This window comes from Jannaschia rubra (assembly GCF_001403735.1).
Lineage (GTDB): Bacteria > Pseudomonadota > Alphaproteobacteria > Rhodobacterales > Rhodobacteraceae > Jannaschia > Jannaschia rubra.
The window spans coordinates 59,505-74,321 of the sequence record NZ_CXPG01000011.1 but is presented as its reverse complement, the minus strand read 5'-3'; the positions used below and the strand labels follow the sequence as shown (position 1 = coordinate 74,321).

The 14,817-nt window shown below is 69.4% G+C and carries 8 protein-coding genes, 1 tRNA gene and 3 pseudogenes; 6 read left to right on the top strand and 6 right to left on the bottom strand.

Features of this window, described 5'->3' with window-relative positions; all coding sequences use genetic code 11:
• Positions 1-102: 102 nt before the first annotated feature.
• A tRNA-Leu gene (locus tag JAN5088_RS02550) sits at positions 103-187 on the bottom strand.
• 129 nt (positions 188-316) lie between these two features.
• Here JAN5088_RS02550 and JAN5088_RS02545 point away from each other — a divergent pair.
• The gene (locus tag JAN5088_RS02545) at positions 317-826 is read left to right on the top strand and encodes a Hint domain-containing protein (protein ID WP_055681244.1); all 510 of its coding nucleotides are present in this window, start codon (positions 317-319) and stop codon (positions 824-826) included.
• Here the strand turns inward: JAN5088_RS02545 and JAN5088_RS19620 are convergent.
• A pseudogene (locus JAN5088_RS19620) lies at positions 817-2,303 on the bottom strand (NAD(P)H-hydrate dehydratase). The gene JAN5088_RS02545 and the pseudogene JAN5088_RS19620 overlap by 10 nt on opposite strands.
• 156 nt (positions 2,304-2,459) lie before the next feature.
• On the opposite strand from JAN5088_RS19620, the gene JAN5088_RS02535 reads away from it, so the two are divergent.
• Entirely contained in the window at positions 2,460-2,798 is a 339-nt protein-coding gene (locus JAN5088_RS02535; protein WP_055681243.1) for a P-II family nitrogen regulator, read from the top strand.
• Positions 2,799-2,828: 30 nt separating this feature from the next.
• Complete coding sequence (gene glnA / locus JAN5088_RS02530; protein ID WP_055681242.1) at positions 2,829-4,235, top strand: type I glutamate--ammonia ligase; 1,407 nt, start codon at positions 2,829-2,831, stop codon at positions 4,233-4,235.
• Positions 4,236-4,334: 99 nt separating this feature from the next.
• Here the strand turns inward: glnA and JAN5088_RS02525 are convergent.
• Positions 4,335-6,489: pseudogene (locus JAN5088_RS02525) on the bottom strand (GcvT family protein).
• Positions 6,486-8,814: pseudogene (locus tag JAN5088_RS19615) on the bottom strand (FAD-dependent oxidoreductase). Before JAN5088_RS19615 ends, JAN5088_RS02525 begins: the two co-directional pseudogenes overlap by 4 nt.
• A 325-nt stretch (positions 8,815-9,139) precedes the next feature.
• On the opposite strand from JAN5088_RS19615, the gene aroQ reads away from it, so the two are divergent.
• The 3 genes from aroQ (at position 9,140) to mnmH (ending at position 11,287) form a co-directional block, all read left to right on the top strand.
• Positions 9,140-9,565, top strand: coding sequence for a type II 3-dehydroquinate dehydratase (gene aroQ / locus JAN5088_RS02500; protein ID WP_055681237.1), 426 nt, complete (start codon positions 9,140-9,142; stop codon positions 9,563-9,565).
• Complete coding sequence (locus JAN5088_RS02495) at positions 9,558-10,163, top strand: nucleoside/nucleotide kinase family protein (RefSeq protein ID WP_055681236.1); 606 nt, start codon at positions 9,558-9,560, stop codon at positions 10,161-10,163. Before aroQ ends, JAN5088_RS02495 begins: the two co-directional genes overlap by 8 nt.
• An 80-nt stretch (positions 10,164-10,243) precedes the next feature.
• Positions 10,244-11,287, top strand: a complete 1,044-nt coding sequence (mnmH, locus tag JAN5088_RS02490) for a tRNA 2-selenouridine(34) synthase MnmH (protein WP_055681235.1) — start codon at positions 10,244-10,246, stop codon at positions 11,285-11,287.
• Here mnmH and selD read toward each other — a convergent pair.
• Together selD and JAN5088_RS02480 are read right to left on the bottom strand one after the other, a co-directional pair.
• Positions 11,284-13,455: a selenide, water dikinase SelD gene (gene selD, locus JAN5088_RS02485; protein WP_055681234.1), complete on the bottom strand. Its 2,172-nt coding sequence runs from the start codon at positions 13,453-13,455 to the stop codon at positions 11,284-11,286. The genes mnmH and selD overlap by 4 nt on opposite strands.
• Before the next feature lie 66 nt (positions 13,456-13,521).
• Positions 13,522-14,697 carry a BaiN/RdsA family NAD(P)/FAD-dependent oxidoreductase gene (locus JAN5088_RS02480; RefSeq protein ID WP_055681233.1) on the bottom strand — a complete coding sequence of 392 codons (1,176 nt, stop codon included), beginning with the start codon at positions 14,695-14,697 and terminating at the stop codon, positions 13,522-13,524.
• Positions 14,698-14,817: the final 120 nt, after the last annotated feature.

The following is a 14,817-nucleotide window of genomic DNA, read 5'->3' as shown; positions in this document are numbered from 1 at the left end:
AAGTCGAAACCAGTTGAGAAAAGAGCTCTCACCATTCATTAGAAACGACTGCCGCTCTGCCGCTGTTGCGAGAGCCACGACATCTTCCTTGGAAAGAACCGATGGTGCGGGTGAAGGGACTCGAACCCCCACGCCTCGCGGCGCCAGAACCTAAATCTGGTGCGTCTACCAATTTCGCCACACCCGCATCGGCGGCGGCATAGCATCGTTCGGATGCTGCTGAAAGGGCCGCGAAGACTCCGCCGCCCTGCCCGCATTGCGCCGCAATTTAGCGCCATCCATATCGCATCGCCAGCCACAGAAAGGGGTCACTGCCATGACCGTCCAGCTACGCCGGAATGCCGAAGAACTTGCCCGTACCGACGCCGTTGCCGTGGCCCCGGCGACGTTCCGCGGTGGCCTTGCTGCCGGAACGCCGGTCCTGACCGCGCGGGGCCTCGTCGCGGTCGAGAACCTGCGCCGCGGTGACCGGATCGTCACCCGCGAACGGGGCCTCGCCGTCCTGCGCGCCGTGACCCGCCATCTGTCCGATACCGTCGTCGTCCGTGCCGACAGCCTGGGACAGGGCCGCCCCAGACGCGACACGACCCTCGCCGCCGACCAGCACGTCACCATCCGCGACTGGCGGGCCGAGGCGCTGTTCGATGCACCCTGCGCGCTCGTCCCCGTCGCGCGCCTGGCAGACGGCCGCCAGATCGCGGCGGCGGGCCGGGCGGAGGTCTGGCGCCTCGATTTCGGCAGCGCCCTCACCATCCAGGCAGACGGGCTGGAAGCACCCAGCGGGCGCACCGAAAGCCACGTCGTCGTGCCCGCCAGTCACGACTGACCCCGCGCTCCACCCGTCAGGGTGCGCAGCACCTGCGGCAGCATTTCGGGCAGGTCCTCGGCGATCAGGCCCGGCCCGAAGGCGCGTGCCGCCTCCGCATGCAGCCAGACCGCCGCCGACGCCGCGTCCACCGGGTCCAGCCCGCGCGCCAGCAACCCCGTCACCATCCCCGCCAACACGTCGCCCGTTCCGGCGGTGGCCAGCCACGGCACCGCCCTGTCGCCCGTGGCATCGTTGATCCAGGTGCGCCCATCCGCGCCCGCGATCACCGTCTCGGGGCCCTTGAAGACCACGGTGCAACCCGCGCGGGCGGCCGCTTCCCAGGTTGCATCCGCCTTGGGCATGTCGTCCAGCCGCTCGGCGATGTCGGGAAACAGACGCGCGAACTCGCCGCCGTGGGGCGTCAGGACGCATGCGTCGTGGAGCATGGCGAAGGGATCGTCGCATCCAGCAAGCACTGTCAGCGCGTCTGCGTCCAGAACCACCGACCGCCGCGCCGCGACCGCCGCGTCGACCAGCCCGCCGGCCCGCCCGTCCGTGCCGAGCCCCGGCCCAAGGCAGAGCGCGTTCAGCCGCCCGTCGCCCAGCATCTCCGCCAGTGCCTCGCCGTCTTCGCAGCGGCGCAGCATGATCGCCGTCAACTGTGCCGCGCATTCCATCATCGCCGACCCCGGAGCCGCGACCGTGACCAGACCCGCGCCGATCCGCAGCGCCCCCCGCGCCGACAGCCGCGCGGCGCCGGTGCGCCCCATCGCGCCGGACACGACGACGGCATGGCCCTCGTCGTACTTGTGACCGCCGCCTTTCCCCAAGGGCTGCAGATCGGCCGCCGACAGGGTCCGCGCCCCGGTCACAGGCCGATGTCCACGACGACCACCTTGCCGCAGCATTCCGGCCCCGCGCCGGTCAGGTGGCCGGGCTTCGGGCCGTGGAACGTGACGGTCAGGTCGGCCCCGGGGCGGAACGTCTGAAGCACCTCGCCCGTGTCCGACGCGAGGCCCGAGGGCACGTCGACGGCGACCAGAGGCGCGGCGCTATCCCTTGCGGAAGCCAGCACCGCGACCACCTCCTCCGGCAGCGCGCGGGTCTGGCCGATGCCGAACACCGCATCGACCCAGAGGTCGGTTTCAGGCGTGACCGCGTCCGTGCCGATCCGTCCGACCGGCGCGGTGGCCGCCCAGCGGTCGTGGTTGGCGCGTGCATCCGGCGGCAGCTTGTCGAGCGCGCCGAACAGGTGAACCGTCACGTCGCAACCGCCGTCGCGCAGCAGCCGCGCGATGACGAAACCGTCGCCCCCGTTGTTACCCGGCCCGCAGAGCACCGTGGCGCGGCCGAGGCCGGGCCAACGCTCGCGTATCGCATCGACCGCACCCCGACCTGCACGCTCCATCAACTCCGATCCGGTCACGGCACCGGAGCCGATGGCGGCCCGCTCCAGCGCGCGCATCTCGTCGGCGGTCAGGGGGGCGGGGGTCATCGGTTTCTCCGTTGCACAAAAAAGCGGCATGTTGCCTGATTTGTCGGCATCGGACCCGAAATCAACCCCGGCATGCGGCCTCGGAGGCGCCCGCCGGTGGACCCCCCGCACGGCGCCTGCCATGCCCTGCCCGACACAAGGGCGGGGACGAACGCGATGAAGAAGATCGAAGCCATCATCAAGCCTTTCAAGCTGGACGAGGTGAAGGAGGCCCTGCAGGACATCGGCATCCAGGGCCTGTCCGTGACCGAGGTCAAGGGCTTCGGGCGCCAGAAGGGGCACACGGAACTTTACCGCGGCGCCGAATACGTCGTCGATTTCCTGCCCAAGGTGAAGATCGAGGTGGTGCTGTCCGATGACATGGTAGATTCGGCGATCGAGGCCATCGTCGAGGCCGCCCGCACCGACAAGATCGGCGACGGCAAGATCTTCGTAACCCCCGTCGAACAGGTCATCCGCATCCGCACCGGCGAGACCGGCACGGACGCCATCTGAACCCCATCCTGCACAACCAAGGAACATCCCATGAGCACGGACAAGGTCCTCAAACTGATCAAGGACGAGGAGGCCGACTACGTCGACATCCGCTTCACCGACCCGCTGGGCAAGTTGCAGCACGTCACCTTGGTGTCCGACCTGGTCGACGAGGAATTCCTGGAGGAAGGCTTCATGTTCGACGGCTCGTCCATCGCCGGATGGAAGTCGATCGACCAGTCCGACATGAAGCTGATGCCCGATACCGAAAGCGTCTACGTCGACCCGTTCTATGCCGAAAAAACGATCTGCATCCACTGCAACGTGGTCGAGCCCGACACCGGCGTCCCCTATGAGCGCGACCCCCGCGGCACCGCCACCAAGTGCGAGGCCTACCTCAAGGCGTCTGGCATCGGCGATACGTCCTATTTCGGGCCGGAGGCGGAATTCTTCCTGTTCGACGACGTGCGGTTCTCGAACACCATGAACAAGGTCTCGTTCGAGGTCGATGCCGCCGACGGCGCCTGGAACTCGGACACCGAATACGAGATGGGCAACATGGGCCACCGGCCGGGCGTCAAGGGCGGCTATTTCCCCGTGAACCCGACCGATTCCGCCCAGGACCTGCGCGGCGAAATGCTGTCGACCATGAAGCGCATGGGCATCCGCGTCGACAAGCACCACCACGAGGTCGGCTCCTGCCAGCATGAGCTTGGGATGATCTTCGGCGGGCTGGTCGAGCAGGCCGACAACATGCAGAAATACAAGTACGTGATCCACAACGTGGCCCACGCCTACGGCAAGTCCGCAACCTTCATGCCCAAGCCCATCGCGGGCGACAACGGGTCGGGGATGCACGTCAACATGTCGATCTGGAAGGACGGCAAGCCCCTGTTCGCGGGCGACCAATACGCCGACCTGTCCATGGAGGCGCTGTATTTCATCGGCGGCATCCTCAAGCATGCCAAGGCGCTCAACGCCTTCACCAACCCCTCGACCAACAGCTACAAGCGGCTGATTCCGGGGTTCGAGGCGCCGGTCCTGCGCGCCTATTCCGCGCGCAACCGCTCCGGCTGCATCCGCATCCCATGGACCGAAAGCCCCAAGGCCAAGCGCGTCGAGGCCCGGTTCCCCGATCCGGCAGCCAACCCCTATCTGTGCTTTGCCGCGCTGATGATGGCCGGCCTAGAGGGGATCAAGAACAAGACCCATCCGGGCGAGCCGTCCGACAAGGACCTCTACGACCTTCCGCCGGAGGAGCTTGCCTCCATCCCCACCGTCTGCGGATCGCTGCGCGAGGCGCTCGAGGAGCTGGAAAAGGACAACGAGTTCCTTCTGGCCGGCGACGTCTTCACCCGCGACCAGATCGACGGCTACCTGCGGCTGAAGTGGAAAGAGGTCTATGCCTACGAACACACGCCACATCCGGTCGAATACCAGATGTATTATTCCTGCTGACGGGAAAGACGGGGCGGCCTTCGGGGGCCGCCCTTATTCGTTTCACGGTTACGTGAACTTCGCCATGCACCACGTTGTTCAGGAAGGACTTACCTTCCTTCAAGTCTTCAACTGCTCCCCCTTCGGGTCGTACATCGGCGCGAAGGACGCCTCCGCCGCCACCCTCCGTCCTGCGACTTCGACCGACCAGTCCGACCCGAGCAGATCGGCGACGCTCTCGTCCGCGCAGGGCACATAGCCCAATCCCATCGCCCCACCCGGATGGTGGCCATGAGCGCCCGAGGCGACGTGGCCGACGATGCGGCCGTCGCGCAGGATCGGCTCGTTATGATACAACATCACACGCGGCTAGCGCAGGCGGAACTGCAGCATCCGCCGCGTCAGCCCCTCCTCCCGCTTTCGCAGGACGGCGTCCCGGCCGATGAAATCCGCGGGCGTGCCGGTCTTGACGGCAAAGCCCAGCCCCGCCTCTATCTCGCGCGCGGTGCCGAAGGGGAAGGCCTCGGTGCTAAAGTCGCCGGGGCTGATTGCGCGCATCACCTCGCGCGATTTCGGCCCCATGACTGCCAGCACCGCTTCGCCCGCCGTCACATCAGTGATGACCACGTTCGCGTCGCCCAGATGGCGCCGCAGCCAGGCGTCGTCCTTGACGCGCATCGCGGCCGGCGTGACCATCAGCCAAGCCGTCTCGGAGAGGCGGGTGACGGTCACGTCCGCCTCGACGCCGGCGCGGGAATTGAGCATCTGGATATAGACGATCCGGCCCACGTCCACGGACATATCGCCGCCCTAGACGCGGTTGAGGAACGCCTCGTCATCCCGCCCCTCGATCCGCAGCTTGCCGAAGGACGACATGTCGTAGAAGCCCGCACCGCCCCGGATCAGCGCATGCTCGTGCGCCGCGTTCGCGAACCGGTTCTGCGGCCCCCAGTCCCATGAATATTCCCGCGCCTCGCCCGGGAAGGCGAACCAGTTGGCCCGCTCCCACCCCGCCAGTTCGCAGAAGACCGCGCCCATCGCGTCGAGCTGCGCGTGGAACGGCGAACGGCGGACGCCCCGCGCAGTGGCCTTCTGCCGGAACGGCCAGTGGTCCGCATAGAGCAGGCCCAGCGTCTCGGTCGCGCGTTCGCGCAGATAGCGCCGGTTGCGCTGGAACGGCTGGATGCGTGCGATATCCATGTCGCCCAGATCGAATGGCGCCTCGCCATCCTCCATCCACTGCGCCTGCGCTATGCCCGCCCCGCCCGCCGACTGGATGCCGACCGAGTTGAACCCGGCCGCGATCCAGACGTTCGGGAACTCGGGCGCAGGACCTGAGTTGTAGGCGTCGTCGGGGGTAAAGCTTTCGGGGCCGCTAAAGAATGTGTGTATCCCCGCGTCGGCCAGTATGGGCAGGCGGTTGATCGTGGCCTTCAGGATCGGCTCGAAACGGTCGAAGTGGGGGGGGAACGCATCGAACACGAAGCTTTCGTGGATGCCGGCCATGCTCCAGGACTTGGCCCGCGGCCCGAACGCGCCGAGCAGGATCTTGCCTGCATCCTTCTTGTAACAGGCGCATTCGTCCGGCACCCGCAGCACCGGCAGGAGGGCCAGATCGGGAATGGTCTCGGTCACGTTGTAGAAATGTTCTTAAGCGTGCAGCGGCCCGTTCACCCCCGCTGTCCGCCCCACGCCATGCGCCCACATGCCCGCGCAGTTGACCACATTCTCCGCCGCGATGGTGCCCATGGTGACGTCGTCGGTCACATAGCGGCCCCCGCTGTCGCGCGCCTTCGGCCAGCGCGTGCGCGATGTTTCCCGGATCGCCCTGCCGGTCGCCCGGCGGCCAGGCGCCCAAGACGACGCCGTCGGGGTTGATGGTGGGGTATTTCTCGACCACCTCGGCCGGCGACAGATCTTCCACCTCCACCCCGAAGGCGCGGGCCATGGAAGCGCCGCGCAGCAGCTCCTCCTGCCGCGCCGCGGTCAGGGCGACGGACATCGATCCGGCGCGGCGCAGGCCGGTGGCGACGCCCGTCTCCTCCCCCAGCCTCGCGTAAAGGTCGGCGCTGTATTTCGCGAGCCGCGTCATCCGGGTCGAGGCGCGCAACTGCGCGATCAGCGCGGCCGCATGCCATGTCGTGCCCGAGGTCAGGCGCTTGCGTTCCAGCAGCACCACATCGGTCCAGCCAAACTTCGTCAGGTGGTAGGCGACGGAACAGCCGATGACGCCGCCGCCGATGACGACGGCACGGGCCCGGAACGGAAGGGTCATGCGCGCATCCTTTCGTTGGCGGGATCATAGAGCGGCGCGTCGCCGTGGACGCGGGCGGGGATGCGGCGGCCGAAGACCTCGCCCTCCACCTCCGTGCCGGGCGGCGCGCCCGCGCAGGACAGTATGACCATGGCGACGGGCTTGCCGATGCGGTGGCCGAAGGCGGTCGACGTCACCTCGTCCACCAGGCGGCCGCCCAGCGAGACGGGGCGACATGGGGTGCGGGTCATATCCGCAGTCGTCCAGTTTCAGAATGGTCAGGGCACGGTCGGGTGCTGCGCCGGGATCAGACGTGAACCGTTCCGCGCCCACCTCGCGCAGGGTATAGGGGGGCGAGAGGTCGCTGCCCCAAGCGGGATGGCCCTTTTCGATCCGCATGGAATCGAGCGCCCACATGCCGAAGGGCGTGGCGTCGATCGTTTCATGTATCGCCTGAAGATCGTCCCGCAACACATGGATTTCCCGGCCGAACTCTCCGGAAAACCGACTCGGTTCCGTCGCGCCCGGCGCCCGGCGGCACGCGTGTCCTGCACCGACAGCCAGGGTAGCGTCAGGTCGACGTCGGTAACGGCTGCCAAGACGTCGCGGAACATGGGGCCGGTGAGAAGAAGGCAGGCAATGTCCTCGGTCCGGTCTGCGAGGGTCAGGCCGGGGGGCAGGTCGCGCAGCAGAAGTCGCGGTCGTAGCAGCGGACGACGGCTGCGGTGATGAGGATGAAGGTGTCGTGGCCTGTGCGCGCGACGGACATCTCGGTGGCGAACCGGCCCGTCGGCCCTTTAAGGTAGGCAAGCGTCATGCGGCCCACGCTCGGCAGGCGCCCGGCGATCCGCCCCCCAGCCACGTCGCAGCGTCCGGCCCCGACAGGTCGAACCGTGCGAACCCGGACAGGTCCAGCACGCCGCACGCCGTCTGCATGGCAGCCACTTCTTCGGCCCCCCACGTGTGCCACGGACCGTTCTGCGCCCCTGTCTGCGTCGCGTCGAACCCGGTATCGTCGCCCGGTTTCGCGAACCATGTGGCGCGCTCCCCGCCGCCGTAGCTTCCCATGACGGCGCCCTGTTCCAGAAGTCGGTCATGCAGCGGCGACACCGGCGCCCCGCCCCCGCGGGCCAACACACGTGCGGGGAATGCATCGCGTATCCGTGGCCGTAGACCTCTCCGGCCTTCACGCGCGCGTTGGTGGGGTAGGAGCCATAGACGCCGACGCGGCAGGGGTCCACGTTCCGGCAATCCCACTCGATCGCGCCATTTGTCATCCAGTCGGCCAACACCTTGCCCGCGCCGCCGGTCTGCGCGATGCCGAAGGTGAAGACGTTGGCGTCGAAGGCCCCCGGCCCCCCCCCCCGGCATCGGTCCGATCAGGGGCAGGCCGTCGGGGGTCTGGGGAATGGGGCCGTTGATGACGCCGGCGGTTGCAAGCGGTGGCATCCGTTCCATCGCGTCGGCGATGTAGTCCTCCAGCCGGTCGAGGTCGTCGCGCCAGAGATGGAAGCTGAAATCGTCCGGCATGTCGCCCGCTGTCCATTCGGACGGGCAGGTCCGCTCATAGGGGCCGAGGTTCAGGCCCGTCTTTTCCTGCCGCAGGTGATAGCTCACGTCGGGGTCGCGGATCATCGGCAGCTTCTGCCCGTGTTCGGCGGTCCGGGCGGCGATCTCCGCGATAGGTTCGACCAGCGGATACTGGTGCGACATGACTGCCATGAGCAGGGGCAGGGGCGGCCGGCCGTGGGGGGCGAACCATTCGGCGACGCGGGCGGCATAGTATCCGGCGGCGTTCACCATGACGTCGCAGGCGATGTCGCCCCGATCAGCGTGGACGACCCAGCCTTCCCCCGTCGCGCGTCATGCCGGTCGCCGAGGTGTGGCGCAGGATGCGGGCGCCCAGTTCGCGCGCGCCCTTCGCCAAAACCTGCGTCGACTGCGCGGAGTCGATGTCGCCATCCTTCGGGTCTCAGAAACCGACAGGCAGGTCGTGGGCTTTCGCAGAGGGGATTTGCGCGCGGATGTCGTCGGGCGCAACCATCGACGGGCGCAGGCCCTGCATCGCACCGATGGTGCATACATGCTCGAACTCCTGCGTGCGCTCGGGCGTCTGGGCCAGGCGAATGGCAACGGTGACGTGGTAGTCGATTGGATGATCCACAGCCTCCGCCTGCCCGCCGGAGAGCGCCATGGAATACCGCTGGATGTTCATGATGGCCCAGCTTGCCGCGAAGTTGGGGCAATCGGCTGCGCCAGGTGACAGAGGGAGGAGACGCCCACTGCGCCGCCCGCGATGATGACGACCCATGCCTTCGCCGGGAAGGACTTGTCCGTTGGGATCATGTCGGATGCTCGCTCGTTCGGCCGCAGATGGCCGCACGCGCGGCCGGTTCAGTCGCGGGCGGTGCGGTCTGGCGGGGTATCCACGGCATCCATCGGCGCCACGGCCACCGACATGGCGACCCGGTCGCCGATGGGGGGTGCTGCGGCGGGGATATGCGCGGTTTAGGTCAAGCGAATGCCTCCGGCGCGGAGCGTGGCCGCGTTGCGGTGGCCGATCAAGCCCGCGCGTCGATCAGGCCACAGGAGAATGCGCGACGGCAAGTTCGGATGCCTTGCCGGTTGGAAAAGCCGCGCCGCTTCGCTAGGCCGAGGGAACGGAGGCGCCATGACCGACATCCTGATCCTGAACGGCCCCAACCTGAACCTTCTGGGCCAGCGCGAGCCGCATCTCTACGGCTCCGAGACGCTGGCGGATGTGGAGGCGTCGTGCCGTGCGCTGGACCTGGGCAACCTGACGTTTCGGCAGTCGAACCACGAAGGCCAGCTGATCGACTGGATACAGGAGGCGCGGGGCACGGTGGACGCCATCGTCATCAACCCCGGTGCCTATTCGCACACCTCCGTTGCCATTCTCGACGCGCTCAACGCCTTCGAGGGTAAGGTGGTGGAGGTGCATATCTCGAACATCCACCGGCGCGAGGCGTTCCGTCACCACTCCTTCGTCAGCGCCCGCGCCGAGGCGGTGATCGCGGGGCTGGGGACGGAAGGTTATCGCGCCGCCCTTCGCTGGATCGCCGGCACAGATGACTGAGAGAATGGAAGCGCTGGCCCGTAGGGTCGCCGCGCTGCCGCCGGGGCGGCGGCTGGTGGCATTGGCCGGGCCGCCCGCGTCGGGCAAGTCCACGCTGGCCACGCGACTGGCCGATGCGATCCGCGCGGCGGGACGGTCGGCGCAGGTTGTGCCGATGGACGGCTTCCACCTGGACAACGCGGTGCTGGACGCGCGCGGCCTGCGCCACCGGAAGGGCGCGCCCGCGACCTTCGATGTGGGAGGGCTTGCCGCACTGCTCCGCACGGTCCGGGCGGGCGGCGACGTGGCCTTTCCGATCTTCGACCGGGCCGCCGATGCCGTGGTGCCGGACGGCGGGTGCCTGACGGCGGAAATCGCGGTGGTCGAGGGGAACTACCTGTTGCTCGACGAAGATCCCTGGCGGGCGCTCGCGCCGATGTGGGACATGACGATCGCGCTTCAGGTGCCGGAGGAGGTGCTGCGCGACCGGCTGATCGCGCGGTGGCTGGACCACGGCCTTGCACCCGACGCGGCGCGGGCAAGGGCCGAAGAAAACGACCTGCCCAATGCGCGCCGCGTGATGTCCGGGTCGGTCCCGGCGGAGGTGACGCTGCGCTGAAGCGCTCCGTACGCGACGAACCGATCGGTTGACCTTCGGCCCCGATGCTGCGCCTCTCGCCCGCGACCCGAGGAAGACCCATGCGCCACGCCCTGACCGCTCTGCCCCCGCCCGACGGACTGCCGTTCGACGACGTGATCGACGTCCGCGCCCCCGCCGAATACGCCGAGGACCACATCCCCGGCGCGATCAACCTGCCAGCGCTGAGCGATGCGGAACGCGCCGAAGTCGGCACCGTCTATGTGCGGCAGGACAGGTTCCTCGCCCGCAAGATGGGCGCCGCGATGGTCGCGCGAAACGTCGCCGGGCATCTGGAGGGCGCGCTGGCCGATCGTGACGGCGGCTGGCGACCGCTGGTCTATTGCTGGCGCGGGGGGCAACGGTCGGGGTCTTTCGCCACGATCCTCGAGCAGATTGGCTGGCGCGTCGAAGTGCTGGATGGCGGGTATCGCAGCTATCGCAGGCTGGTGGTGGACCGACTGTATCATCGGCCGCTGGGCGCGCGGGTGGTGCTGATCGACGGCGGCACCGGATCGGGCAAGACGCAGCTTCTGCCGCATCTGGCGCGGCTGGGGGCGCAGGTCATCGACCTGGAGGGGCTGGCCGAGCATCGGGGGTCGAACTTCGGTGGCTGGGCCGGAGGGCAACCCTCGCAGAAGATGTTCGAGTCGCGGCTTGCGCAGGCCATCGGCACGCTCGACCCCGCCCGCCCGCTGTTCCTGGAGGCCGAGAGCAACGCCATCGGAAAGGTGCTGCTGCCGCCCGCGATCTGGTCGGCCATGGGCACGGCGCGCGTGATCCGCATGGAGGTGCCCGTCGCGGCCCGTGCCCGCTTCCTGACGACGGCCTATCCCGACCTGACCGACGATGCCGACCGCCTGCGCGCGCGGATCGAGCGGTTGCGCCCCTATCATCCCCGCGACCGCATCGAAGGTTGGCACGAGATGGCGCGTGCGGGGCGGTTCGTGGATCTCGCCGCATCGCTGATCGCGGACCACTACGATCCGCGCTACGCCAGCCCCGCCCGGACCGCACGGCAGGTCACGGGCACGGTCGCCCTTTCCGGCCTGACCGACGCCGACCTGGCCCGCGCGGCGGAACGGGTGATGGCGATGCTGGGCTAGACGCAGGCGATGCCGGGCGGGCCGTCGGTGAAGGTGCCGATGCGGGCGGCATCGTGGCCCGCCGCCCGAAGCTCCGCCACCAGCGCATCGGCCCGGTCTGCGGGCACGGCGGCGAGCAGGCCCCCCGCCGTCTGCGGATCGTGCAGCAGGTCGAGCCGTGCGCCTGCGCCCCCGGTCACCCGCGCTGCGCGGCGATTGGCGGGAAACAGCGTCGAAGCGTGGCCCGAGGCAGCCAGATCCTCCGCCCCCGCATAGACGGGCACAGCGGCGAGGATCAGGTCGGCGCCTACTCCGCTCGCCCGGCAGATCGCGCTGAGGTGTCCGGCCAGCCCGAAGCCCGTCACGTCGGTCATGGCCCGCGCATCCGACAGGATCGCCGCCGCATCGCCCTGCGGGGTGGACATGCGATTCAGCATCGCCACGACGTCCGCCCCCCGAGCCTTCCCAGCCATTTCGGCGGCAAGGATGACGCCAGTGCCGATGGGCCGGGTCAGGACGATGGCGTCGCCCGGCTGCGCGCCGCCGTGGCCGATGGGGGTGCCGTCGTGCAGGCCGGTGACGGTGAAGCCGATGGTCGTCTCGGCCCCCATGGTCGAATGGCCGCCGACGATTTCCGCCCCGGCGGCGGACATGACTTCGGCCGCGACGGCCATCGCCTCGGTCAGGGTGCGGGCCTGCAGGTCTTCGGACATGCGGGGCAGGATGATGCTGGCCAGCGCCGCCTGCGGCCGCGCGCCCATGGCCCAGACGTCGCCCAGCGCGTGGACGGCCGCGATCCGCACCATCAGCGCCGTATCCGGGGTGAAGGCGCGCAGGTGGTCGGTGGTGATGACCTGCCGCCCACCGCCCGGCTGCGCCAGCACAGCCGCGTCGTCGCCCGGCCGCGACAGCACGTCGTCGCGCACATTGGACGGCAACGCCGTCAGCGCGGCGGCCAGCGCGTCGCCCCCGATCTTGGACCCGCAGCCCGAGCATAGCGGCTTCGTCCCCGCATCCCCGCCCGACACCCGCAGGCGCGGCAGGGCCGGCGCGGCCATGGTGGGCAGGTCGGTAAGCTTGCCCATGAACTTGCGGTCGATGCGGTCCTTCCACCGCCAGAGCCATTCCCCCGACAGGGCCAGCCCGCCCCGCTGCGCCAGTGCCGCCTTGCCGCCCAGCGACACGAGCTTGAGGTAGTGCTTCTGCGGCCGGAACGCGCGCATCGCGCCGCCGGTCAGGGCCGCGCGCAGGTTGTGGTGCAGGATCGGAGCCTCGCGCACGGCAAAGACGCCCGCCTTGGGGCGCGGAGCGTGGGTCAGGTGGGCGCAGTCGCCCGCCGCGAACAGGTCGTCCCGCCCCTCGACCGCCAGCGTCGGCCCGACGCGGATGAACCCGTCCTCCAGCGGCAGGCCGGTGCCCGTGAGCCAGCCGTGGGGCCACGCGCCTGCCGCGCCGACGATTAAAGCGGCAGGGATGCGTTCGCCGCCGTCGAGCGTCACGTCCTCGGGACCGACCCGCGCGACCGAGACGCCGGTCCGCAGGGTCACGCCCAGGCCCGCCATCGCGCGGTCCAGCAGGGCCTGCGCGCGGTCGCCGGTGCCGGTGGGCACCGGCGCCGCCTCAAGCACCGTCACCTGCGGATCGGCGCCGTCGGAGCGAAGCGCATGCGCCATGGCCATCGCCAGTTCCTGCCCCGCGATGCCGCCGCCGATCACGGCGACCCGCGGCGGGCGAGCACCCTGGCGGACCGCCTCACGGAAGGCACGCCAGGACCGGGCGTAGACATCCAGCGGCTTGGCCCCCACGGCGTTTTCGGCGAAGCCCGGAACCTCGGGCATCTGCGCCGTGATGCCCACGTCAATGGACGCTACGTCATAGGCAACGGGCGGCCGTCCCGGTACCGTGACCAGCCGCGCATGCAGGTCGATGCCGCTCGCCGCGCCGTCGATCAGCCGCGCGCCTGCAAACCGCGCCAGCCGCAGGAGGTCGATGTCGAGCTCCTCCCGCGTGTAATGGCCCGCCACATGCCCCGGGAGCATGCCGGTGTAGGGCGCCGTCGGACCGGGGTTGATGACGCTGATCCGCGCGCCGGGCAGCGGGTCCATCCCCCATTTCCGCAGGACGAGCGCATGGGCATGTCCGCCCCCGATGAGGACGAGGTCGCGGGTCAGGGGGATGTCGGCCTGCATCTTCGGTCCCTTTCATCGGACGCGCCCTGCATCCGCAATCCGGCCGGCGACGTCAAACCCCCGCGGTCACGCGCCCGCGCGGCGGGCGGCGATGGCCTGACCCGCCGCCACGCCCGACGACCACGCCCATTGGAAGTTGTAGCCGCCGAGCCAACCGGTCACGTCTACCGCCTCGCCGATGGCATAGAGGCCGGGGACGCTTCGCGCCTCCATCGTTCGTGACGACAGGGCGGCGGTGTCGATGCCGCCTGCCGTGACCTCGGCCTTGGCATAGCCTTCCGTGCCCGTGGGGTGGAATGTCAGGTCGGTCAGAACCCCGGCCACGCGGTCGAGGTCCGCGTCGGAGGCGTTGCCCATCTCGGTCGCCAGCGCGATCCGCGCGGCCAGCGCATCGGCCAGTCGCCGGGGCAGATGCTCGGCCAGCGCCGACTTGAGCTGTGCGCGCGGCATCCGGCGGCGGGCGTCGCGCAGAAGGCCCGCTGCACCGGGCAGAAGGTTCAGCGACACGGGCTGACCCGGCGACCAATAGGACGAGACCTGCAGGATCGACGGGCCGGACAGGCCGCGATGGGTAAAAAGCGCTGCCTCCTCGAATGCGACGCCGCCGGCGCGGGCCACCGCCGGGCAGGACACGCCCGCGATGTCGCGGAAGGCCGCGTCGCCCTCGCCCAGCGTCATCGGCACGAGGGCGGGGCGGGGGGTCACCAGCGGCAGGCCGAACTGCGCGGCGATGTCATAGGCGAGGCCCGTGGCGCCCATCTTGGGGATGGACGGCCCGCCGGTCGCGATCACGAGGTTCGGCGCGGCCGCACCTGCCACGCGGAACAGACCGTCGCCCTGTTCGATGGGGCCGGGCGTGGTGGACAGCCGGACCTCGACCCCGCCCGCCGCGCATTCCGCCATGAGCATTGCCACCACTTGCCGGGCCGAGCCGTCGCAGAAAAGCTGCCCCAGCGTCTTTTCGTGCCAGGCAATGCGGTGGCGTTCGATCAGGACCAGGAAATCCCACTGGGTATAGCGGCTGAGCGCGGATTTTGCGAAATGCGGGTTGTCGGACAGGAACCTGTCGGCCTCCGTCCCGGTGTTGGTGAAGTTGCAGCGCCCGCCGCCCGAGATCAGGATCTTCTTGCCCGGCCGGTCCGCGTGGTCGATCACCAGAACCCGCGCCCCCGCCTGCCCTGCGGTGGCGGCCGCCATCAGGCCCGCGCCGCCCGCGCCGAGGATGATCGCGTCGTAGTTCATGCGGGCCTTTCGGGTGCCTGGTTCCGCCAAGGGTTCTAGGTCGCCCCGGCGCCGGTCGCAATCGCCCGCCAATGCCGCACAACCGTCTGTGCATTCCCGTAGGCAGACAGCGCGTCTGGA